This is a genomic window from Butyrivibrio sp. TB (genome assembly GCF_900110805.1).
Classification (GTDB): Bacteria; Bacillota; Clostridia; order Lachnospirales; family Lachnospiraceae; genus Butyrivibrio; species Butyrivibrio fibrisolvens_C.
Window position 1 is genome coordinate 100,352 of the sequence record NZ_FOER01000011.1, and the last position, 22,325, is coordinate 122,676.

The 22,325-nt window shown below is 39.3% G+C and carries 14 protein-coding genes; 1 reads left to right on the forward strand and 13 read right to left on the reverse strand.

What is annotated here, in order from left to right; translation table 11 throughout:
• Positions 1–56 precede the first annotated feature (56 nt).
• The 8 genes from BMX21_RS09145 to BMX21_RS09180 all read right to left on the reverse strand — a co-directional run bounded on the left by BMX21_RS09145 (position 57) and on the right by BMX21_RS09180 (position 11,891).
• Entirely contained in the window at positions 57–2,777 is a 2,721-nt protein-coding gene (locus BMX21_RS09145; RefSeq protein ID WP_242952903.1) for a beta-mannosidase, read from the reverse strand.
• 217 nt (positions 2,778–2,994) lie between these two features.
• The gene (locus BMX21_RS09150) at positions 2,995–4,062 is read right to left on the reverse strand and encodes a GGDEF domain-containing protein (protein WP_177173985.1); all 1,068 of its coding nucleotides are present in this window, start codon (positions 4,060–4,062) and stop codon (positions 2,995–2,997) included.
• A gap of 244 nt (positions 4,063–4,306) precedes the next feature.
• Positions 4,307–5,854 (reverse strand): bifunctional metallophosphatase/5'-nucleotidase, encoded by a 1,548-nt coding sequence (locus tag BMX21_RS09155; protein WP_092043613.1) that lies wholly within the window; start codon positions 5,852–5,854, stop codon positions 4,307–4,309.
• 100 nt (positions 5,855–5,954) lie between these two features.
• Entirely contained in the window at positions 5,955–7,298 is a 1,344-nt protein-coding gene (locus BMX21_RS09160; protein ID WP_092043616.1) for an MBL fold metallo-hydrolase, read from the reverse strand.
• Between the two features lie 154 nt (positions 7,299–7,452).
• Complete coding sequence (locus tag BMX21_RS09165; protein ID WP_027204258.1) at positions 7,453–8,787, reverse strand: ABC transporter substrate-binding protein; 1,335 nt, start codon at positions 8,785–8,787, stop codon at positions 7,453–7,455.
• 162 nt (positions 8,788–8,949) lie between these two features.
• Positions 8,950–9,813, reverse strand: a complete 864-nt coding sequence (locus BMX21_RS09170) for a carbohydrate ABC transporter permease (RefSeq protein WP_034489943.1) — start codon at positions 9,811–9,813, stop codon at positions 8,950–8,952.
• A gap of 13 nt (positions 9,814–9,826) precedes the next feature.
• Positions 9,827–10,699 carry a carbohydrate ABC transporter permease gene (locus BMX21_RS09175; RefSeq protein ID WP_027204260.1) on the reverse strand — a complete coding sequence of 291 codons (873 nt, stop codon included), beginning with the start codon at positions 10,697–10,699 and terminating at the stop codon, positions 9,827–9,829.
• A gap of 148 nt (positions 10,700–10,847) precedes the next feature.
• Complete coding sequence (locus BMX21_RS09180; RefSeq protein WP_022755754.1) at positions 10,848–11,891, reverse strand: ABC transporter ATP-binding protein; 1,044 nt, start codon at positions 11,889–11,891, stop codon at positions 10,848–10,850.
• Between the two features lie 523 nt (positions 11,892–12,414).
• On the opposite strand from BMX21_RS09180, the gene BMX21_RS09185 reads away from it, so the two are divergent.
• Entirely contained in the window at positions 12,415–13,179 is a 765-nt protein-coding gene (locus tag BMX21_RS09185) for a putative ABC transporter permease (protein WP_051199447.1), read from the forward strand.
• A gap of 311 nt (positions 13,180–13,490) precedes the next feature.
• Here the strand turns inward: BMX21_RS09185 and BMX21_RS09190 are convergent, their stop codons facing one another.
• The 5 genes from BMX21_RS09190 to BMX21_RS09210 all read right to left on the reverse strand — a co-directional run bounded on the left by BMX21_RS09190 (position 13,491) and on the right by BMX21_RS09210 (position 22,308).
• On the reverse strand, positions 13,491–16,013 hold the full coding sequence (locus tag BMX21_RS09190) for a glycoside hydrolase family 3 protein (protein WP_092043622.1): 2,523 nt from the start codon (positions 16,011–16,013) through the stop codon (positions 13,491–13,493).
• A 252-nt stretch (positions 16,014–16,265) separates the two neighbouring features.
• A complete protein-coding gene (locus BMX21_RS09195) occupies positions 16,266–17,999 on the reverse strand; it encodes an HD domain-containing phosphohydrolase (RefSeq protein WP_051211837.1) in 1,734 nt (577 codons plus the stop codon).
• Positions 18,000–19,772, reverse strand: a complete 1,773-nt coding sequence (locus BMX21_RS09200; protein WP_027205580.1) for a histidine kinase dimerization/phospho-acceptor domain-containing protein — start codon at positions 19,770–19,772, stop codon at positions 18,000–18,002. It lies immediately after the preceding gene.
• Between the two features lie 346 nt (positions 19,773–20,118).
• A complete protein-coding gene (locus BMX21_RS09205) occupies positions 20,119–21,501 on the reverse strand; it encodes a TrpB-like pyridoxal phosphate-dependent enzyme (RefSeq protein ID WP_022755132.1) in 1,383 nt (460 codons plus the stop codon).
• A gap of 423 nt (positions 21,502–21,924) precedes the next feature.
• Entirely contained in the window at positions 21,925–22,308 is a 384-nt protein-coding gene (locus tag BMX21_RS09210; RefSeq protein WP_092043625.1) for a DUF5071 domain-containing protein, read from the reverse strand.
• Between the last annotated feature and the right edge of the window lie 17 nt (positions 22,309–22,325).

The following is a 22,325-nucleotide window of genomic DNA, read 5'->3' on the forward strand; positions in this document are numbered from 1 at the left end:
GCAAACAGCTTCATAACCTTGGAGCTGTGCTTGGCAAGTGGGAAGTCTGAATTATTCTATTTTATGTCATAAACACTTCTAAGTCTTAAGTTATCGCAGCTTCCTGATATAACTTTGATCGTCTTTGTACCCTTATCCATATCAAAATAGTTATCAGACAAGATTATATCTTCATTGTCATTAAGTATTTCTACGCCTCTTGCATAGGCACTAGAGGTGATGGTGATGGTATCTGCGCTGGCCTCTAATTCAAGCTTTGGATCTTCGTACTTAAAGTATTTAGGAAGTGAGAAGATTACTGAGCCGCCTGAAATCTCTATACCATTTTCATCAAGAAGATGATAGCTTACATACTGGCTAAACTCGTCTACGCCTTCCATATCCACTTTATCAAGCCATACTGATGTAAGAGCAGGGACTGTGATCTTCTTAGTGCCTGAAACCGGGCATGATACTTCAGACTTTGAGACAGCTGTTCCATTGGCATTTCTAAGCTCCCAGATAGCTGTAACTACCCTGTCTTCCATGCTCTCGTTGGCAACATTTAGTCTTATGGACTTCTCAAAATCCTTTGGATACTCATTAACAGCTTTGCCGCAGTTTATGCGTCCGTTCTCTTCGCAGGATATCATGAGTGGTGCGAAAGCTCTTTTTTCTGCATAATGAAGCGCTTTGAGCCTTCCTGCATAGTCTATTGAAGACCAGGATGCAACAGGCCAGCAGTCATTGAGCTGCCATACTACTGCGCCCATACACTCTCCGCGGTAACGTCTGAAATGTTCTATTCCTAGTCTGATTCCATCTGCCTGGAGCATATGTGATGCATATAACAGAGTATCAAAATCGGATGGATAACGGTAAGTCTGCTGCATATAATTCATGATCTTGCCATTAGCTGCGCCATTGCGCTGGTGTCTCTCCATCACATATGAAAAGATATTCCTGTCATTCTCATCATCTGTTATAAGGTCGATGGTCTTTCTAAGAGGGAAGCTCTGGAATCCAAACTCTGACAGGAAGCGGAACCTGAACTTTCTATATTCTGTAAATGGCTTATCTCCATGCCATACATCCCAGTAATGCTGGTCTCCTCTTGTCTCACTACCCGGATCATCGAAGGCTCCTCCCGATGATGGACTGGATGGCCAGTATGCAACTTGTGGAGCTATGCCTGTAAGCATGCTGGGAATTATGCGTTCATACATAATCGTATAGTCACGTACTTCTTCTTTGGAATGAACCCATACCCCTCTGTCTACGAACATCTCCATCTCATTATTGCCGCATATAAGGCCAAGAGATGCATGATGACGAAGTCTCCTTAAATTCTGCCCGAACTCTTCTTTTATATTATTTTCAAACTTTTCCGTCAGATGGTATACAGCGCAGGCAAACATCATATCCTGCCATACCAAAAGGCCAAGTTCATCACAGATATCATAGAACCAGTCTTCAGGATAGTAGCCGCCTCCCCATACACGTACGCAGTTGTGGTTTGCAAAAGCAGCTTTTTCTAATAGGGATCTGGTAGTAGCAGGATTTACTCTTCCAAGAAGGTGATCTTCCGGGATATAGTCTGCGCCCATGGCAAATATAGGCGTTCCATTTACTCTTATTGCAAAGTCTGCGGCTTTCCTTCCCTTTTTGAGATTAAGATCTACAGTTCTAAGTCCTATTCTCTTAGTCCATGAATCTATCTTCTGACCGTCTTCATATAAAGTCACTTCTACATCATACAGGGGCTGCTGGCCGTATCCTCTAGGCCACCAGATCTTGGCATCTTCTATAGTTATAGAAAGAGAATTCTCCAATGCCCTAACTCTTACACCTACAAGTCCGTCAGCACTTTCAATTCCTGACATCTTAAGGGCAAAAGCATCTATGGCTGGCTTCTTATCAGAAGACTTATTCCTTCCTGATGACGGGAATAGCTTTGTTTCTTTACTCCTTAATTCTCTACCATCAGGATCTGTAATCTTGACATCTATGGTCAGCTTGGAAAGAGCTGATTCAAGATCGGACAGGTCAGTACTATTAATTAAAAGTTCCGGCTTAAAAGAAATTTTTACATTAGTAGATTCATTTATATTGTTTTTATTTGAAGTTTTAGTATTCCTGCCTGAGCTCTTTACAGCTTTCTTATCAGATACACTATTTTTGACTGTTATATGCTTCTGAAGTATCTGCACGCTTTCAAGTCTTACGCTTCCTGATCCTATCAGGTATACAGGTCTATATATTCCTGCATCGGGAAGGTGAGCTCCCCAGTCCCAGCCAAAGCTTGAATGCGTCTTCCTGATATGTGGAAATCCCGGCATAGCATCTGATGATCCGTCCACATAGTCTTTTTCTACAGCCTCTTTGATATATCTTGTAGGAGAATGAAATAAAACAGTAAGCTTATTGCCTTTCTCCTTAACTATATCCTTAATATCAAATTCATACATTCTGTGCATATTTTCAGTACTTCCAAGCTTTTGGCCATTAAGTAATACATCTGTGACTGTATCCAGGCCGTCAAAATGAAGTATCTGATCATAACATGACAAAAAATCTTTGGATACATTAAAGCTGGTCTCATACTCAAAATCATTGTCCATAAGCATAAGAGCTTTATCTTCATTATCTTTAAAGAATGGATCTTCCATAAGTCCTTCTCTAAGAAGATCTGTATATACACTTCCCGGAACTACAGCCTTGATCCACTTGCCTTTTGAATCTGATGATATAATTCTCATCTTCCATTTATCATTGTCACTAATAGAAATTCTGTTCAAATCAATACCTCCATAATACCTGTATAAAAGCCCTGTAAGCCTGAAAAAAATAAAAGAGGGCCATGCATTTATGATATCACATAACCCTCTTAGTTTAGTTTGATGTTATATGCTTAAATATTGATAATATCTGCTACAGGTCGAACATATCTCTTTAATCGCAAAACAGTCTGAAATCCAGAACAAGGAAAACGGGATAAAATAAAAAGACTGCACATCACTGCGCAGTCAATACATTTTTGCCATTTCGTTTGGAAGTGTATAATAGTTCGTCCGCTGTTTTATACAGAGTCTTATATGTATAGTCTGTCTTACTGTCAAGGATTACTGCCCCCATAGAAAGGGTTATCTTCTGCTTGTAATTTCTAAAGAATCTAGTCCATCTAAGGCCGCTTTGAATTCTTTCAAATCGCCTCTGAATCATCTCTTCGCTAAAGACTCCCTGCGCAAAGCCTACAAACTCATCACCGCCGATTCTCATAAGGACATCTTTGTCACCACTGGATTCTGTAAGTATTCCTGATATATCCTCAAGTACTTCATCACCTATGTCATGACCGAATGAATCATTGACTTCCTTGAAGTTATCAACGTCTATCAGATAGAAAAAACCACTGCACCCTTCTTCTAAGTACTCTGAGATTCTCTTCTCTCCTCCTGCTCTGTTAAAAAGCCCTGTCATTCCGTCATGTTCAGATTGATATGAAAGCACTTCACCTCTTCTGATATTCTCGATCTGTATAGTAAGTACATATCCTGATATTACTATCGATACGATGGAAGCAACAGCTATATGAGAAGTAAAAGCTTCCATTACAGCCCCATCATTATAGAAGTCAAATATTACACCATATGTCACTGCAACTCCTATCATGAAAGACCAAAGTCTTCTTGGCTTGTCTATGATAAGGCATGGAATCACACATAGAAAAAGAAGCGATGTAAATCCCTCTTCTTCCGGATCGAAATATGAATCAACAGAAGCCGCAAATAAAAGTATCGGAATTACTACAAGATAAAAGATAATTGTCGAATTTTTAAATGGTCTGTCTTTACCACGAAAATTATAAACAACCCTAAGTGTGGCAAAATAGATCATGATCATAGCTGATTCGAAACTTCCCTCAAGATCTCCCACTATCAAAAAGAATACTACAGCCATTATAGGAAGGGTGGCTCCCATCATGGAAAGCTTCCCTATACGTTCGTAATTCAGTTCATTTATTCTATCTCGATAATCGCAAAAAACATCATCATCTTTGGTGAATAGCTTAAATATTTTCATAGGATTATTGTCCTTCTTTGCAAGCATCTATAACAGTATATCACTAAACACATGTACTGTATCCCGTTTCTTGAAAATATATTCGAAATAGTATCTGACAATGATCTTATTCAAGTACTATAGTAACTGATACTATAAACTGTCTTATATCAGTCATCCGCAATATATGAAATCTTATGACTGACATACTGCATGTTCCCAGGTCAATTACTATATTTTCACGGCATACGAATTATCTGAAACATCAATATATTACTTTTATTCTGTAATTCTTTATATCTCCAACAGGACTGTTTTTCTTAATAAATTCCTGTAACAGGTCTGGCATTTCCTCTGTACTATTCCTTAAAACTTTACTATCTCCAATCGCCTTATATCCACCTGTGCCTGTCGCTCTGTAATTGCTGGTCACAAGTGTATACATTTTAGAATCAGAAAGCTCTGTTCCGTCAATACGGACCATTTTAACTACTCTGTCGCCAACAGGGCGTCTTAGGTCAAACTCATAATCAAGGCCTGCATAGAAGTCATAGTTATAATGTTCTATCTTGGGTTTTAAAAACTCTTCCGAAACCGCAGGTTTTCCATCTATTAGGGAAAAATATGAAGCAACCCTTTCAAGTGATTCTTTGATAGTCTTCTTAGTAACTTCTACAACAAATACTGTATTAGAAAAAGGATAAACAGCACATATATCCCTAATCGTTATATTCTTTTTTAATCCCAAAGGATCATTACCAAGACTTGTGCAGGAAAAATCCGCTCCGCTCCATTCAAGCTGAGTCTGGTTAAAAATAGCTGCAAGCCTGCTTCCGTTAAGTGCTGCATCAAGTTTTTCTTCAGGTATGATAGGCTCATCTATTGATCCTATCGGTATATCAAGCCATCTTTGAACATCCTGCTCAAGTGGAATCATCTTGTTATAAACTATATCTTCATGCTCAGATCCTGTACTTACAAGCTTAGAACTGATCTTAAGTTGTTCATCATCACCTTGCTGTGCACCCATTTCTACATGCATGGATATATACTTCTCTGCCTTGGCAGGCGGCTGAACTGCATAGGTTCCATCTATGACAAACTTCTCATTAGCTATATGCTGATGACCTGTCAGAAGGATATCCCAGTCCTGTTCATGAGCTATTCTGCATCCGATATTCTCGGTGGTATCAGACATCTTCTCGCCGGTCTTAGGATTTTCTTCTAAGCCTCCATGATATATAAGGACAGTTATATCGCATTGATCTTTAATCTCAGCAAGTGCCTTGGCTGCAGCGCTGAGAGGATCTGTGACCCTTGTCTTTGTGATGTTGTCTACCTGTTCCCAGACATTGACCCAATCTGTTACAACTCCTGAAAGACCGATCCTAAGGCCATTATCAAGTGTTACTATGTCTGTCTTATATAGCTTTAACTCTCCGCCAAGATCTTCCACATTGGCACAGAGGCACTTTGCATTCATTGCATTAAGGTAGTCTCTGATAACTTCATAACCAAAATTAAAGTCATGGTTGCCAAGTGTAAAATAGTCAAGACCCATTGCATTAAAAGCTTCGGCTATAGGATGATATGAATACTTATCTGAGTTAGCCAGATAATACTGAGTAAGAGGGGTTCCCTGGAGTGAATCTCCTCCATCAAGAACAAGTGTATTTCCATCCTTGTCTATCTCATGTGCTATGTTCAAAAGGCTGCAGTTTGAGGGCCCGTTCTTGGCATAATCTACAGGGTATACGTGGCCATGTGTATCTGATGTATATATGATATCTAATGATCTTGTGTTATTATTCATAAAACTTTGATTCAACTTTCTATAATCAGTCAGTTCTTTTTGTATTCTTATGTAAGTATAAACGTCCAAACTTAATCTAAAATTAAAAATCAATCATCAATTATCGTTTTGACAATTTTCCTTCCTGCATGGTATAGATATCTCCATACTCAGGCAGTATCCTGCAACCTGCTTTATCAGACATAACCTGCTCAGGTCTGAAGGAATGAAGCGGTATAAGCGTACCGGGTGCTATATTATCTATCATATAGCGAAGATAATATGGTCTTGAATGTCCGCCTGTTCCCTTGTGCTCGTAGTTTATGTTAAGCTGCTCCATAAAGTCATGGAGCTTTTTGTATGAAGGATCATAATCACCAAGCGGGCCACCATCCATATGAACATACAATGAGAGCACGGTTTTAAGATCTATAAGCTCATATATATGTTTATAATCCTGCTGAAGTACATATCCTGAAGGATCATCAAGTATATCCTTCCTCGTAACCATCTTCCAGTCAGGAGATATTGTAAAGCTGCACTCATCAATATTCTGTGCATATACACTAATCTTATCTTCAGGATAGAAAGCTTTGATATACTCTGCCTGAATCGGCTCAAGTACGAGAGTTCGTCCTTCATTTTCGCATACAGATATAAGCCTGTGGATACGCTCTACATTCCTGTTATAATTGTTGATCACGATAAGACCACTTTCATTACGGATCCTATCCTTCATATACTCTTCTACTACTTCCTCGGAATTGCCCATATCTTCAGGCTCTTCAAGGCTTAGCATATCTATATCTTCAAAGCTTGCAGTAACACCTTCTGTTATCATAACATCTACGCCATGGCAGGTTCTTGCGAACTTCTCTGTAATATCCCTGTGAAAACCATGGAATCTGTAGTCACCTGTATAACAGATACTTCCATCAGCTGTAGTAATGATAAATCCGCAGGCACCTGCTACATCATGATCTATCTGCACTACTTTGACTGTAATATCACCTACTGTGAAGCTGTCTTCATAATCAACTCCAATGCAGTTGGCGTGTTCTCTAACTTCTGCTTCACCGCATCTTGCAATTGCTCTGTAAAGCTTAAGTGAATCCATGCTCATATATACCGGAACATCAGGATCCAGCATACCAAGTCCGCCCATATGATCTATATGCATGTGAGAAATAATAAAGAAATTCTTTTTAGTATCTTCTGAAAATGACTTAAGCCCAAGCTTATGAGCAGTATTGTCATCATATATACCATCCATCGGTGTCAGAATACCGAGATTAACATAATAATATGCCATATCGCCAGGCGCGCAGCTGACTTTATTATCAATAATATCAGCATTGGCAAAACCAAAATCGAACATACATCTGGCAGTATCAGTCTCAACTACCACAAATGTCCCGCCTATTTCCTTTAGGCCATTATAAAATCCAAGTTTAGTCATACTCATAACTATTACTCCTTTCCTGTGAGAAAAAATCTCTAGAGCAAGATATCTATTTTATCACAATAGCGAGTATGTGCCAATATCATTATAATATCACCTAAAAAAGCCGGTGCATATGCACCGGCTTAAATATAGTTCTAAGTTAACTAATACTATATCAGAACTGAGCGTTGATCTCTTCTACAAGAGCATCAAGAGCATCCTGAGGAGCTGTCTCATCAAGAATGAGCTCTTCCATCTTAGCAGCAACAGCTGTTCTTACATCGTTAGAAGCATCGTAAGATGCAAGAGATGTGAAGAAAGCATCAGACTGCTCGTAAGCTGCTGTAGCTGTTACATCAGAAGCCATGAAGTTCTGATAATCAGCAGACTCATAAGCAGATGTTCTTACAGGAAGGTAACCTGTTCCTGTAGCCCATGTTACAGTAGCTTCTTCAGATGTGAGCCACTTCATGTACTCCCAAGCTGCAAGCTGCTTGTTAGCATCCTGTGTGAACATTACAAGGTTTGTACCTGCGCAGTAAGCAGCGCTTTCCTTGTTTGAAGGAACAGGGCATACACCCATCTCCCAACCATCAGCTGTGATGTATGAAGCACCTGTTGAAGATCCGATATAACCAAGCATAGACTGTGCAGAAAGAACGTTTGAGAAGTACTTGTCTTCACCAACAAGACGAGCATATCCGTTGTTGTAAAGGTCCATGATGTATGTCATAGTCTCAAGACCACCGTCTGTATTGAAAAGAGCACCTGTCTCATCAACATAACCCTCACCGTTCTGACGAAGAGAAGCCTCTACGAAACCTGCAAGGTCATCAACACCCCATGCCGGGTTGCCATACTTCTCAACATAAGCTTCACCAATTGTTGTAAGGTCATCCCATGTCTTAGGAGCTTCGAATCCAAGTTCATCAAGAACTGTCTTGTTATAGAACATTACGTATGTAGACTTATTGAAAGGAAGAGCGTGAATGAAACCAAACTCGCTGCACTCATTACGATAAGCCTCGATAATATCGTCATAGTTATCGAAATCTGTTTCTACGAAATTAGTAAGGTCTACAACCTTATCAATGTAAGGATTGAGCCAGTTATTATAAGCCTGAGCCATATCCGGAAGTCCGTCAGCTGCTGCAGCTGCCTGAAGCTTCTGTGAAAGATCGCCATATGAACCCTGGTTTACAAGTGTAACTGTGATTCCGTACTCGTTGTTAGAATTGAAGTCATTTGTAAGCTGAGTAAGAACTTCTTCCTGTGTGTTAGACATTCCATGCCAGAACTCGATCTCGCAAGGCTCAATTGTCTTCTCTTCAGAAGTTGCCTGCTCTGTTGTAGTACCATCCTGTGTTGTCTCTTCCTTAGTTGTCTCCTGTGTAGCCTCGTCTTTAGAAGCTGCTGTACTTGCATTAGGATCTACCTTCTGAGCACAGCCTGCAAGAGCTCCTGCTGCCATCACTGCTGTAAGCAATGTTGCAACCATTTTCTTCTTCATAATACGTATCCTCCTTTTGTACCGTATAAACGGTAAGCACTAGTATAGTTAACTTGCCATAAGGCAATTTACTACCCCTTCAATCATACGACTGATCAATGATAGATGACAAACTGTTTTATTATGTCTTGAATATATTATCTAAATTATCTGTTTAAATACTTATCCCTTAAGACCTGATCTTGTAACACCTTCGATGATGTACTTTCTAAGGAACAGGTAGATGATGATGATAGGCATAACCAGAATACAGGATGCAGCCATAATAAGCTGATAATCAGAACCTGCTTCTGACTGGAACTGCGTAAGTCCGTTGGACAATACTCTCATGCTTGGATCATTTGTTACAAGCAGTGGCCACATGAATGCATTCCAGCTGCTAATAAAATTAAGTATACCAATAGTAACAACAGCCTGTTTGTTCATAGGAAGCATTATCTTCCACATGAACTTCCAGTCGGAACATTTATCGACCTTAGCAGCCAGATATATGGCATCCGGAACCTGCATGAAGAACTGAGTCAGGAGATAAATATAGAAAACACTCGCAATCCACGGAAGTATCAGAGCGCCGTAAGAATCAATACCCATGATCCTGACACCGCCGATCTCAAACTTCATGTGGAAAACAGTGATGTAGTTAGTGATAACAAGCATCTCTCCGGGGATCATAAGTGTAGCCATAAGAACAGAGAAGATGACCTTCTTGCCCGGGAAGTTAAGTCTTGAAAAAGCAAATGCTGAAAGAACTGTGGTGATAAGAACACCAATAGTACTACATACAGCAACTATGATAGTATTAACGAAATATCTAAGGAAAGGAGCTCTGCTCCAGGCTTCCTTATAATTCTCCCAACGAAATTCCTTAGGGAAAAATGTAGGCGGGATCGCAGTGATCTCTGATGCAGTCTTAAGTGAAGACAGTATCATCCAGATAAAAGGCATCACAGTAATAGCTGCACCCAATATAAGAATTGCAAATTTAAGTATATCCAAAATAATATTGGAAATTTTAGTTGATTTCATAGTAATGCCCCTTTTATCGACTCATCAATTTGCGAACAAGTTTCTGAACCATTGTAAATGCCAAAATGATAAAGAACAGAATAACTGCTGCAGCAGCTGCTTCATCATATTTGAAGCTCTGGTAGAACTTCTGCCAGATATAATAAACGACTGTAATAGCGCTGTTAGCAGGACCTGCCTTGCCACCATAAAGTGAATATACCTCGTTGTATACCTTAAATGCACTGATTATTCCCATGATGTAGGAATATACGATCATAGGTGCAATACCCGGAACTGTGATACGAAGGAATACTCTCCATCTTGGAGTTGAGTCAACCTTGGCTGCATCATATACATCTTTGGGAATAGTCTGAAGACCTGCAAGGAATACCATGATATTGAAAGCCATACTCTTCCATACTGCAAAAATGATAAGTGCAGGAAGTGCATACTTCGGCTTGTTGAGCCACTGAATAGGCTCTATTCCAAAAAGTCCCATGATGCTGTTCAAAAGACCATATCTACTGTTATAGATCCAGCTCCATACAATACCGATAGCGATAACACTGGTAACGTAAGGAAGGAAATATATAGTCTGAAAAAGACCTTTGGTCTTCTTAGTGCCATTGATCATGGCTGCAATTAAAAGTGAAAGAATAATAGAACAAGGAACAACTACAATAGAATAGATAGTTGTATTAAGCAAAGCCTTGTGAAATGTCTTATCAGTAAGAACCTTCTGATAAGCATCAAAGCCATACCCTGTAAAGGTATTGTGTACCATGTCATAATTAAGCATGATACTCATGCTAAATGCCTTTACAAGAGGATACAGTGTAAACACTGTAATTATAATTAAAGCCGGCAACAGATAAAGCCAACCCTTCATACTTTTCTTTTCCATAAATGATCTCCCAATCCGGATACGAATGTACTGACAAGCTCATGATCTTATTCATAGACGCACATGTCAGCTTCTTGTTTATTTCACTTTTTGAAGTAGTGACTCATTGACCCGCAGATCAATAAGTCACAGATTCAAAATATTATAATCAGAATTTACCGATAACCTTATCATCTGATCCAAACAAGATGATTGAAGATTCTCTTATTGAGAACTCAACTGTATCGCCAGCGGAAATGGACTGACCTGAATGAGTAATAGCGCGAACATCTCCTCCTGCCATATCAAGATGAAGAAGAAGGTCTCTACCGATCATACGAACAGAATTAACGCTGTACTTGTGATCGTCTCCTCTGTGAGTGAATGACTCAGGACGGATACCTGCCTTATATGTTCCGTTCTTAACATCAACACCTGTTCTAAGTACTACATCGCCGCACCTTATAGCTCCGCCTGAAACTTCTACATCGATGATATTGATCTCAGGTGTTCCAAGGAATGTAGCAACAAATCTGTTGCAAGGATTAAGATACATATTCTGAGGTACATCAAACTGCTGAACAACACCAGTCTTCATAACAGCGATCTGATCAGAGATACTCATTGCCTCTTCCTGATCATGTGTAACGAAGATGGTTGTAATACCAACTTCCTGCTGGATTCGTCTTATTTCTTCTCTTGTTTCTACACGAAGCTTTGCATCAAGGTTTGATAAAGGCTCATCAAGAAGAAGCACTTCAGGCTTCTTAACAAGAGCTCTGGCAATAGCAACACGCTGCTGCTGACCACCGGAAAGTTCACTTGGCTTACGCTTTAAGAGCTTTTCAATCTGTACAAGCTCAGCCATCTCATAAGCCATCTTTCTAGCTTCCTGCTTGTTAACCTTACGGTTGATCAAAGGAAACATGATATTGTCTTCAACTGTCATATGTGGATATAAGGCGTAGTTCTGGAATACAAGACCGATTCCACGATCTTCAGGAGCAACTTTTGTTACTTCCTTATCGCCAAAGAAAATTCGACCTGTAGTAGCCTGTGTAAGACCTGCTAACATAAAAAGAGTTGTAGACTTGCCACAACCTGATGGTCCAAGAAGTCCGACAAGCTGTCCGTCTCCTACCGTCAGATTCATGTTGTCTACAGCTTTGAAATCGCCGTAAGCCTTAGTAAGGTTCTCTATTCTGATATTCATTGAGTATATCTCCCCTGCATTTATTGCTTATTTATATTCAGAGCTATTAATTATTATATTAATGGGTACCTATTTTCAATATCTAGTATCCATTTTCAGCACATTTTACAATTATGATGCACGTTTTTATATGTAAATTAACGTTTTTTCGCTCTGTTACAGCGCTGCGCTATCACGGTGCAGTGTACTTGTCACTTATAATCCTTACAATTTATAAGGTTATTATGAGGCAGATGTTGAAAGTTCTTTTTGACCATTACATTATATCAGACCGGCAGTTTTCAGGAAAACAGTTCATTTCATCTGCTATTTTTTACGTTTTATCAGAAAAATAACACATACTCCCGATATATATTATGATGTATGTGTCTAAAGCACTTTTAAAGGGCAAATTAACCATTTTCTATTACCTATAATATAATACCTGACTTACAGATTAGATATATACTATTTTTTTAATCTGTTTATCATGTATAATATACAGCGGTATATTTTTATCACGTTTTGATGAGGGAGTAACATTATGTTTGCAGCATTTGTAATTAAATTTGTAATATTCGGCTTCTGTGGATGGCTATGGGAATCAGTTCTGTATACAGTCTTATCCGGCAAATTCGATAACAGAGGCTTCCTGTATGGCCCATTGTGTCCCATATACGGATTTGGCGCCAATATCGCAGCAGCCTTGTTTGGGCCATTTATTGGTAGTCCATTTAAACTTTTCTTTGTATGTATGATAAGTTCTGCCATTCTCGAATACCTGACATCATTTGTATTAGAGAAATTCTTTGGCGCAAGATGGTGGGACTATTCTACAATACCTCTAAACATTCACGGAAGGATATGCTTGTCCTGTTCCATAGCTTTTGGACTGGCCGGAGTTATATTACTTCCGGGTGCTATTATTCCAATAATAGGCTTTGTAGACTCAATACCTTCAGAACCTGCAACTGTGATCGCTATTTTCCTTGCCGGCTTCCTTGGAGGTGATACATTCCTTTCCATCAATAACATAACTGATCTTAATAAACTCATGGAAGATATCGAGCACGAAGCTATAGAACGCAAGAATGCTGCCGGCAGATACATTGAAGAGCACGGTGGCAATGCCATAAAAGAAGCTGTCATGAAAAGAGTTCCTAAGCTAAGCCCCAAACAGACTTATCTTATCAAAAATATCTACAGCTTCACTTCTGAAAACAAAGAAAAAATAATAAGAATATTGAAAATATCTGTAGGATATCCGCTTGAATCAGTTGATACACAGACTGATGAAAAAGACATCTGAAACTGTATCAGGTGTGCTGATTTATCATAAAGAAGCGATGTAAAGTACACTAATAACAGGCATCCGAAGTTCAGAGTTATGCTCTGAATCCGGATGCCTTTTTTACTCAGTGTCAAAAAGTATACATTTTTGAATCAAAGATCCAAGTTTGAAAGTGTTCCACTTTCAAACCCAAATTGGTGTCGCGAGCTCCACCAATTTGAACCATTAGTCACTCGCTTTGCTCGCGACATGAGGTTAAAAATGTATACTTTATTAAACTCATAAGAGTATCAGCGCAATTTTATATTGCTATACTGATAAGCTCTTAGTTATTCGCATTTGGCTACAACGCCAAGTATGTTCAGTGCGCAGAACTGTACATCTCCAAGAGTGATCCTGCCATCTTCTACGCCCTTTATAATATCGTCAACATTCTGCTTACTTCCCGGCATCTGAACATCATTGCCGGCCTTGATACAATCAGGGCTTGATGCACAGTCATACTTAACATTGGCAGGAGCAAGTCCTATAGATCTTGCATCCTGACTTGAGAACCAGTCTGTCATTACAAAGCCCTTAAATCCCCACTCGTCACGAAGTGCTCCCTGAAGGAGGTCTTTGCTGTTGGCAGAATGTATACCATTTATAAGGTTATAGGATGTCATGACAGACAGGGGCTGTGAATCCTTAACAGCAATTTCAAATCCCTTGAGATAGATCTCGCGGAGGGTTCTTTCGGAAATATGTGCATTATTGTACATACGGTTGTCTTCCTGAGAGTTAGCTGCAAAGTGCTTTATAGTAGTTCCCTGACCGGCAAAGCTCTGAACACCCTTAGTATCAGCTGCTGCACATGATCCTGCAATAAGCGGATCTTCAGAATAATACTCGAAGTTACGTCCGCAAAGAGGATTCCTGTGGATATTCATACCGGGAGCAAGCCACAGATGCACATGGAACTGCTGCATCTCTGTACCTACAATATGACCCATCTTCTCTATAAGTTCCATATCCCATGACTGTGCAAGAGTAGATGCAATCGGAATTGCTGTACAGTACTGATAATAATCTATAGCATCTTCCGGAGTATCTTCAGGGAATGGATTACGGGACATTCCAAAAACTTCTCCGCCTGGCAGAACCTGACCATCAGCAGTTGTCTTAAAGTGAGGCTGCAGTCTAAGTCCTGCAGGTCCATCAGCATTAACAGTAGGGATGATCTTCCTGTCAGGTATTCCTATAGTCTCTCCTGCTGCGCCTACGACAGATCCTGATGCAGAACCTACTACATTACTTGCACTATGATCAAAGAGTCCTACGCAGAGATTTGCCATCTCTTCAAGCGTCAGCTGCGCTACAAGTTCTTTCAAGGTAGCATTGCCTGCTTTTACATCATCCATTGTAAGCTTTTCGCCGCTGCGCTTATCTTCAAGAACAGGTCTGTCAATCTGATACTCGATCACGGATGTTGTAAACTTTGAGCTGTCTAATGCGATCTCCTTAAGACCACTTATGTCTTCTTTCTCCCTCTTTGGAGCCTGTATCTCTTCTACAGCTTCATCAAGTCCAAAAAGATTCCTGCACTTAACTGTCACAACGTCTCTATCAAGAGTAAGAACTGCTGCAGGTCTTGTATTATCACAGCTGTTGCCGACTCTTATGATGTAATTGCCCTTTTCAAGCACATAAGAAGCTCTGTTTATATCATAAGAAGCCATACTTGCTGTATCAAAAGTTATAGTTACAGTTTCCTTTTGTGAAGGTCCAAGAAGACTTGTCTTAGCAAAGCCTCTAAGTTCCTTGAAAGGCTTATCAATACCGCCTTCAGGAGAAGTTACATAAACCTGGATAACTTCACGTCCTGCATACTTTGATCCGGTATTAGTAACTGTTACAGATACATATACCTTCTTCTCATCAGCAATTACATCATCAACTTCATAAGCAAAATCAGTATAGCCCTTACCATAACCAAATGAATAAGCGGGCTTTATACCAAAAGTATCAAAATATCTGTAGCCAACATATATACCTTCTGTATAATATTCATCATCTATATTGCCATTATTATGGCTGAAAGTAGCTGATGATGGATAATCGCTATAATTCTCAGCCCATGTATCTGCAAGCTTTCCGGAAGGAATTGACTTACCTGTAAGAACATCGCTGACGATATTGCCGCCGATATTACCCATCTGGCCTGCGATCATCACTGCATTTATTCCATCAGTATTTCTCAGAACCTTAGTATCTATAACACCACCTGTATTTAACAGTACGATGGTCTTTTTATAATTTGCTGCAAGAAACTGTATATTCTTGACCTCATTATCATCAAGCTCATAATCCTTCTTGACATCATATCTGTCAGCACCTTCTCCGGAATTACGGCTTATGACATATATAGCGATATCAGCATCTTTGACCTGTGTTATCAACTCTTCATCCGGAGCTACAAAAGGTGTAGAGAACATTATCATGATAGGCGGAACATGCTGTTTGGCTGCCTTTTCATTAATATCAGCCATGTACGCATTTGTAGCATCTTCAAGAGTTTTATCATATCTGTCAAGCCAGTCATCAGAAAGGATATTAAAGCCTTCAGCTTTAAGACCTTCATAGATATTTATAACCTCTCTTGAGTTAACATCTCCTGATCCGGTGCCACCTTTTACTGTGTTTCTTGCACCGCTACCATATAAAACTATGGTTCTTTCCTCTTTACCAAGCGGTAGTGCACCATCGTTTTCCAAAACAACCATGCATTCTCCGGCAAGTAATCTGACAAGAGCCTGGTTCTCCTTTTCTAATGATGTAACTTCATCAGATGTAAGTGCATAAAACTTCCCCATATTGAAGTAACCTCCTGCATAAAAAATAATATCCTGTTTCTATAACGGAACACGTGTCCCGTTATTGTTATTAAGATTATCTCACACATGTTCTATAAATAAAAGGGGGGAATTATATTTTTATCTCAAACAATAAAAAAGCATGTATAGCCATAAACAGCTAACATGCTTTTTCGTATGAACAGGTATCAGATAATTCTCTCTGAACCTGCCTGTTATTCATATCCAGATATATCGCACTTTATAACACACTTAGCTAATCAGAAGCTTCTCATCGTGGGCATCGAGATCTTCCTGAATATCCTTATAGTATTCTTCAAGTTCATGCCTGCAACCAAGGAAAACGCTCAACATATTGGGATCAAACTGACTTCCCATGCCTTCAATCATGATCTTGGCAGCTTCTTCGTACTTGAGAGGCTTTTTGTAATAACGCTGACTTACAAGAGCATCATATACATCTGCTATAGCCATAAGCCTTGCTTCCAGAGGTATCATCTCGCCTACAAGGCCTTCCGGATAGCCTCTTCCGTCCCACCTTTCATGATGATACCTGGCTACATTGTACGCAACGTCCACAAAATGTTTCTCTTCTACTCCCTTTAAGATAAGGTTAACGAATTCGCCGCTCTTAACAGAATGCGTCTTCATGATATTAAACTCTTCTTTGGTAAGATCTCCGGGTTTACATAGAATAGAATTCTCAATAGTGATCTTACCTATATCATGCATAGGTGCAGCTCTTACTATATCTTCCGCATACTGTTCGGATATACTGTATACCCCCTGCCTTTTGGCTTCATTAACAACTATCTTGATAAGATCACTGGTTCTCTTAACATGACCTCCGGTATTGTTGTCTCGGTTCTCGACCATATTGGCAAGGCCAAGGACTACTTTTTCCTGAATATTCTTGATACTTTCAGTCTTAATATCAACTTCCTTGTTAAGTGTCGTGTTATAGTCCTTCATGACCTGAAGAAACTTTTCTTCTTCTGTAACATCATCTATATCAAAAAGATATCCCTGCACTTTTCCGTCTTTTCTTATAGAAAACTCAGAAATCTCACACTGACATATCCTACCGTCATGGTCGAACTTTTTAACATTTTTGAAATCTCTTCTGTAATCATCTATAAGACTGTAAAAAATGCTTCGAAGTTCACTATCAGGCGGAAGATTTTCATCAACTATCTGCTTTTTTAATTCCGGAACAAAATCATAGATTTTTGAATTACAGCTAAGAAAGTTCCTGTCAAGATCAAAGGCAACATAGCCCTTAGTCCCGTGATATTTCTGCTGTTCAGAGATAAGACATGCTATATCATGTGTATGCGCGTGATCATAATTAAGTGCAATAAGTATATCTGCCGTAACATAAAGAGCCGGAAGGTTAGAAAAATCAACATCAAGAATTGACTCAATAATATATACAAGAATTCCAACTCCTGTAAGAAGTGAATAGAGGGTCAGTGTCCTTCTGGAATAAGTTCCTTTTCTCACAATAGCCATTATCATAAGGGCAATAATAATGCCAAGAACAAGGATCAAATAAATCCAGTGAACAATCTTCAAAGGACCATTAACCATCTTAGTAGCAGTACCAAGTCCTGTATCTATCAGCGTCACATTCTTATAATACAGATCATTGTCAAAACAAAGCCATATAATGAACAAATGCCCAAAACCGACTATATAAGCTACAAGCTTGATCCAGGATTTAACTGCGATTCCCATAAAACGCATGATATTAAAGATCACTGCAGTAAGTAAAACTGTACTGTCGATATAGATAAAACAAAAGCACAGCTTGGCTCCTTCTACTGTTGTAACTCTAGTCTTAAGCCAGTATCCAAGAACCACAACAGGAATCAGGATTACCAGAGTCCAGTAGTAGATATCAATGTTTTCATAGTTTTTCTGTGCCATGTATAGTATTACAAGCACAGATATTACCAGAAGTATACCAAAAAAGGAAGTAATCATTTACCAGGTTATCTCACTTTCTCTAAGGCTGTATTGTCCAATAGGGCTTCTTTCGACTATCTCCTGATCGATCTCAAAGTAATAGTCATTACCATCTCCATATGTATCTGAAACATTAAGAATAGCTCCCATAGCCTGCAAAAGGCCTTGTACAAGATCTATACTTATTTCATTTTCTTTTTCAGGAGGAAGTCCACCTTCAGATTGCATGTACTTCTGATAAGACCTTGTTTTTTCATCAATTCTACGCGAAGACTCTATCTCCTTGACAGATATTAGCAGATGAACTTTTCTTTCATCTGTAACTTTACCAAATATACCAAGTCTGATACCGCCTGTTTTATTACGACTTAAGGTATACATTATAAGTGTGATCAGTATCTGCATAAGTCTGACGCTGTCGCCATGCATCTTATCAGGAATAGTATCAGTTATATCTACCTGGAATTCTATTCCTTTATATTTGATCCTCGGCATTATCAGCTCATACATCTCATCAAGAAATCCTCTTAATGAATAATCTGCCGGGGTAAGTTCAAGTTCACCGGCTTCAAGATTTGAATAATCTATAACGCTGTTAACTTCTGCCATAAGGACTTTGCCGGAGCTTATAACAGATTTGGCATATGATCTGATAAGATCATCATTACTGCGATTCACAATAAGATCTGTAAGTTTGAGCATCACGGTTATAGGTGTTCTGATCTCTCTTGATATACCGGCAAGAAAAGCGCTCTTTACACGGCTCTTAGACTCAGCCTGCTCAACCTGACTTAAGATCCTGTCTATCTCTTTTTTCTCTTCATTAATCTGTTCTATCGTGAATAGAACCTTTTCGACAGGCCTGTCAGAACCTGTATCCATATTGATAAATCTGATCCTGCTCCAGCCAAACCTTTTACTTACATATTCAATTGATATACTGTTTCTGTTTTCCATCCTTTTAGGGAGGGTTTTAAGATTGCCAAATTCCATCAAAGGTTCTATGTAAGACTCAACAGCATCCAGCTTGTAGAGATTCTTGAACTGATCATTAGCACCAAGGTTTCTGGGACGGATCTTATCAAGTCCTTCAGGGTAACTTACAGGTATGATCTTATCCTCAATAAGATCTACTATATAAATGATAGTATAAAGTCCTGACATGCTCGAAAGGCCGGACTTACGAAGTTCCATCTCCCTGTCAGCCTTTCTATATACGTACATGGCTGTAAGATACATTCCAAATGCAAAGAACTCCCATACAAGAAGAAGACAGATAATAAGGAAAACAGGACCTTCAAAATAACTTCTACTGAAATAGTAATAAAAAGTGTAATCTGAAAGATCAATATTATCATCATAGTACATGATAAAGCCAACTACTGTCTCATCCCCTGATTTTATAGGCATCTCACGCATACTTTCCTCAGGATAGTAGACAAAATAATCACCTTCATCAAGTGGAATCAATAGATCAGACTCATTGATAATATAATCAAGTTTGATCTCCTTCTCGTCATAATTGGCAAGATTCAAAGTCTGGATCACTTCATCATCCCTGCCCACATGCTGGTGTATCTCTACATCACCATTCCAGAACTGATTAATATAACATGGCCCTTTGATATTAACTCTGAGCGTCCATGAGCTTATAACACTAGAAGATCCATTGTATACACGGACATCCGATATTATCCCATAGATATCCATGTCCCTTTTGATCCATGTAGAAGTATTATTTCCTCTATAATGGATGTCCATTGAAGTCTCATCAGACATCTCATCAATCATCCCTTTATCCATACTACTAAAAGTATGCTTGGTCGAATTAAAAGCAGTAATACTAAAATATTGAATTGTCATGCATAAAACCAATAGCATAAAGATCGCTATCAGTGCTGTGCGTATGCGTTTTTTGAACCCAACACTCATCTTTTACCTCACCCATTTGGGTCACACTTTCCCCTATATAAAGCGCTTATACCCACAACAAGCTCTCCGCCTATTAAAAAGCGGAGAGCTTATTACATATTGATATAATCATAACAACATAATAATTCATTATTAGTATACAAACAAGGAATTATTATTATTTCGTGTTTTTTCGCAAAAAGACAACATATGCTCAAATAAGCTTTTAGTCCATCTTAGGGAGCTTGGCAAAAGACTCGTTAAGCTCGGCATCAGTAGGAATGTAATCTTCCATAAGACCATCATGGAATTTCTCATAAGCTACCATATCAAAATATCCTGTTCCTGTAAGTCCGAATACGATAGTCTTCTCTTCGCCTGTTTCCTTACATTTTAAAGCTTCATCTATAGCAACTCTTATAGCATGTGAACTTTCAGGAGCAGGGAGGATACCCTCTACTCTTGCAAACTCTTCTGCAGCTTCAAATACTTTGGTCTGAGGAACAGATACAGCCTCCATAAGACCATCGTCATAAAGCTGAGACAATGTTGAACTCATACCATGATAGCGGAGACCACCTGCATGGTTAGGAGCAGGGATATAGTCATGTCCAAGTGTATACATCTTAGCAAGAGGGCATACCATTCCGGTATCACAAAAGTCATATGCATACTTACCTCTTGTAAGTGAAGGACAGCTTGCGGGCTCAACAGCAATGATCCTGTAATCAGCTTCTCCTCGTAGCTTTTCACCCATGAAAGGAGAGATAAGACCGCCGAGGTTGGATCCGCCGCCTGCGCATCCTATTATGATATCAGCTTTGACACCAAGCTTATCAAGGGCAGCTTTGGTCTCAAGTCCTATTACCGACTGATGGAGAAGTACCTGATTGAGTACGCTTCCAAGTACATAGCGATATCCAGGCGTTGACGTAGCCTTCTCAACAGCTTCAGAGATGGCACATCCAAGGCTTCCTGTAGTCCCCGGGTGAGCAGCAAGGATCTTCTTGCCGATCTCTGTCTCCATAGAAGGTGAAGGTGTTACACTGGCGCCGTATGTCCTCATGACTTCACGGCGGAAAGGCTTCTGTTCATAAGAAACCTTGACCATGTAAACCTTACAGTCAAGATCAAAATAAGAACAAGCCATAGAAAGTGCTGTTCCCCACTGACCTGCACCTGTTTCTGTGGTAACACCTTTGAGTCCCTGCTTCTTGGCATAATATGCCTGAGCGATAGCAGAGTTAAGTTTATGTGATCCGGAAGTATTATTGCCTTCAAATTTGTAATATATCTTAGCCGGAGTCTGTAACTTCTCTTCAAGGAAATATGCTCTTATAAGTGGTGATGGGCGATACATCTTGTAGAAATCAAGAATCTCTGAAGGAATATCAAAATAAGCTGTATCATTATCAAGTTCCTGCTTGATAAGCTCATCACAAAAAACCGGAGCCAGGTCTTCAGCTTTCATAACTTCATGTGTTGCAGGATTAAGAAGCGGTGCGGGCTTATTCTTCATATCCGCACGGACGTTGTACCAGCTCTTGGGAAGTTCGCTTTCATCAAGGTATGTCTTATAAGGGATGTTCTTATCTTGTTCAGTTTTCATACTGCTCTCCTCTCTATTTAGAACATATAAAAATCCTATTTTGACAATTACTTTATCACAATACCACGTGAAAGCACTCGAGTAAAGTACTAAGGAATATTTTTATAACTTCTCGTTTGGACGGTGCAGTATCACCAAAGGCGTTGCAGGGACAGGCAGTATATAGATCATTGCCATGCCGTTAATCGTTTTAAGATTCATGGCATGATAGCTGTCACTTTTTATTCTGGGGTCTGAAACTCGCTTCGCTCAAACATACAGACCCCGGGCAGAATAAAAAGCTCCATCTATCATGCTCATGAATTCTATAAAACGATTAAAAAGCATGGCAATGATCTATATACTGCCTGTCCCTGCAACGCCTTTGGTGATACTGCACCGTCATAGTGGAAAGTTTGAGTTAAATTACTTGTATGCGGTTTATTATCCTTTTATTCTCGTATACAGTTCATTTGCTACTTTTTGTATATTTTTATAGTCTTTATCATACATATCTGTGTTCATGACTAGCTTTAATTCTTCTTGCAGCTTTGCTAGATATTCATCCGGAAAATATGCAACGAGATATGTAAGGATCCATTCCTTCCATTCCGGGTCCTGATTTTTTAGTACATCTCTGATGTATGGTATCAGGATCTGTTCGTGCTGATGTAATATCTCTAATATTCTTGTAGTGTCAGGCCAATTTGGATCTTGTGTCCAATCCATGATCTGAGCTATTAGAAGCTGCGCATCCGGATCAGACATTAGATCTGCAAATTCCATATCTCCATTAAAAGATTCATCTGCAGGCATAAAACTATTCATAAATAAAATCCTTTCGG

Excerpts from the sequence above, each read along its gene's own strand:
- BMX21_RS09210 (WP_092043625.1), bottom strand. The coding sequence starts at position 22,308 with ATGAATAGTTTTATGCCTGCAGATGAATCTTTTAATGGAGATATGGAA.
- BMX21_RS09150 (WP_177173985.1), bottom strand. The coding sequence starts at position 4,062 with ATGAAAATATTTAAGCTATTCACCAAAGATGATGATGTTTTTTGCGAT.
- BMX21_RS09180 (WP_022755754.1), bottom strand. The coding sequence starts at position 11,891 with ATGAATATCAGAATAGAGAACCTTACTAAGGCTTACGGCGATTTCAAA.
- BMX21_RS09185 (WP_051199447.1), top strand. The coding sequence starts at position 12,415 with ATGTTTGCAGCATTTGTAATTAAATTTGTAATATTCGGCTTCTGTGGA.
- BMX21_RS09200 (WP_027205580.1), bottom strand. The coding sequence starts at position 19,772 with ATGATTGATGAGATGTCTGATGAGACTTCAATGGACATCCATTATAGA.
- BMX21_RS09160 (WP_092043616.1), bottom strand. The coding sequence starts at position 7,298 with ATGAGTATGACTAAACTTGGATTTTATAATGGCCTAAAGGAAATAGGC.
- BMX21_RS09195 (WP_051211837.1), bottom strand. The coding sequence starts at position 17,999 with ATGATTACTTCCTTTTTTGGTATACTTCTGGTAATATCTGTGCTTGTA.
- BMX21_RS09170 (WP_034489943.1), bottom strand. The coding sequence starts at position 9,813 with ATGAAATCAACTAAAATTTCCAATATTATTTTGGATATACTTAAATTT.
- BMX21_RS09190 (WP_092043622.1), bottom strand. The coding sequence starts at position 16,013 with ATGGGGAAGTTTTATGCACTTACATCTGATGAAGTTACATCATTAGAA.
- BMX21_RS09155 (WP_092043613.1), bottom strand. The coding sequence starts at position 5,854 with ATGAATAATAACACAAGATCATTAGATATCATATATACATCAGATACA.
- BMX21_RS09165 (WP_027204258.1), bottom strand. The coding sequence starts at position 8,787 with ATGAAGAAGAAAATGGTTGCAACATTGCTTACAGCAGTGATGGCAGCA.
- BMX21_RS09175 (WP_027204260.1), bottom strand. The coding sequence starts at position 10,699 with ATGGAAAAGAAAAGTATGAAGGGTTGGCTTTATCTGTTGCCGGCTTTA.
- BMX21_RS09205 (WP_022755132.1), bottom strand. The coding sequence starts at position 21,501 with ATGAAAACTGAACAAGATAAGAACATCCCTTATAAGACATACCTTGAT.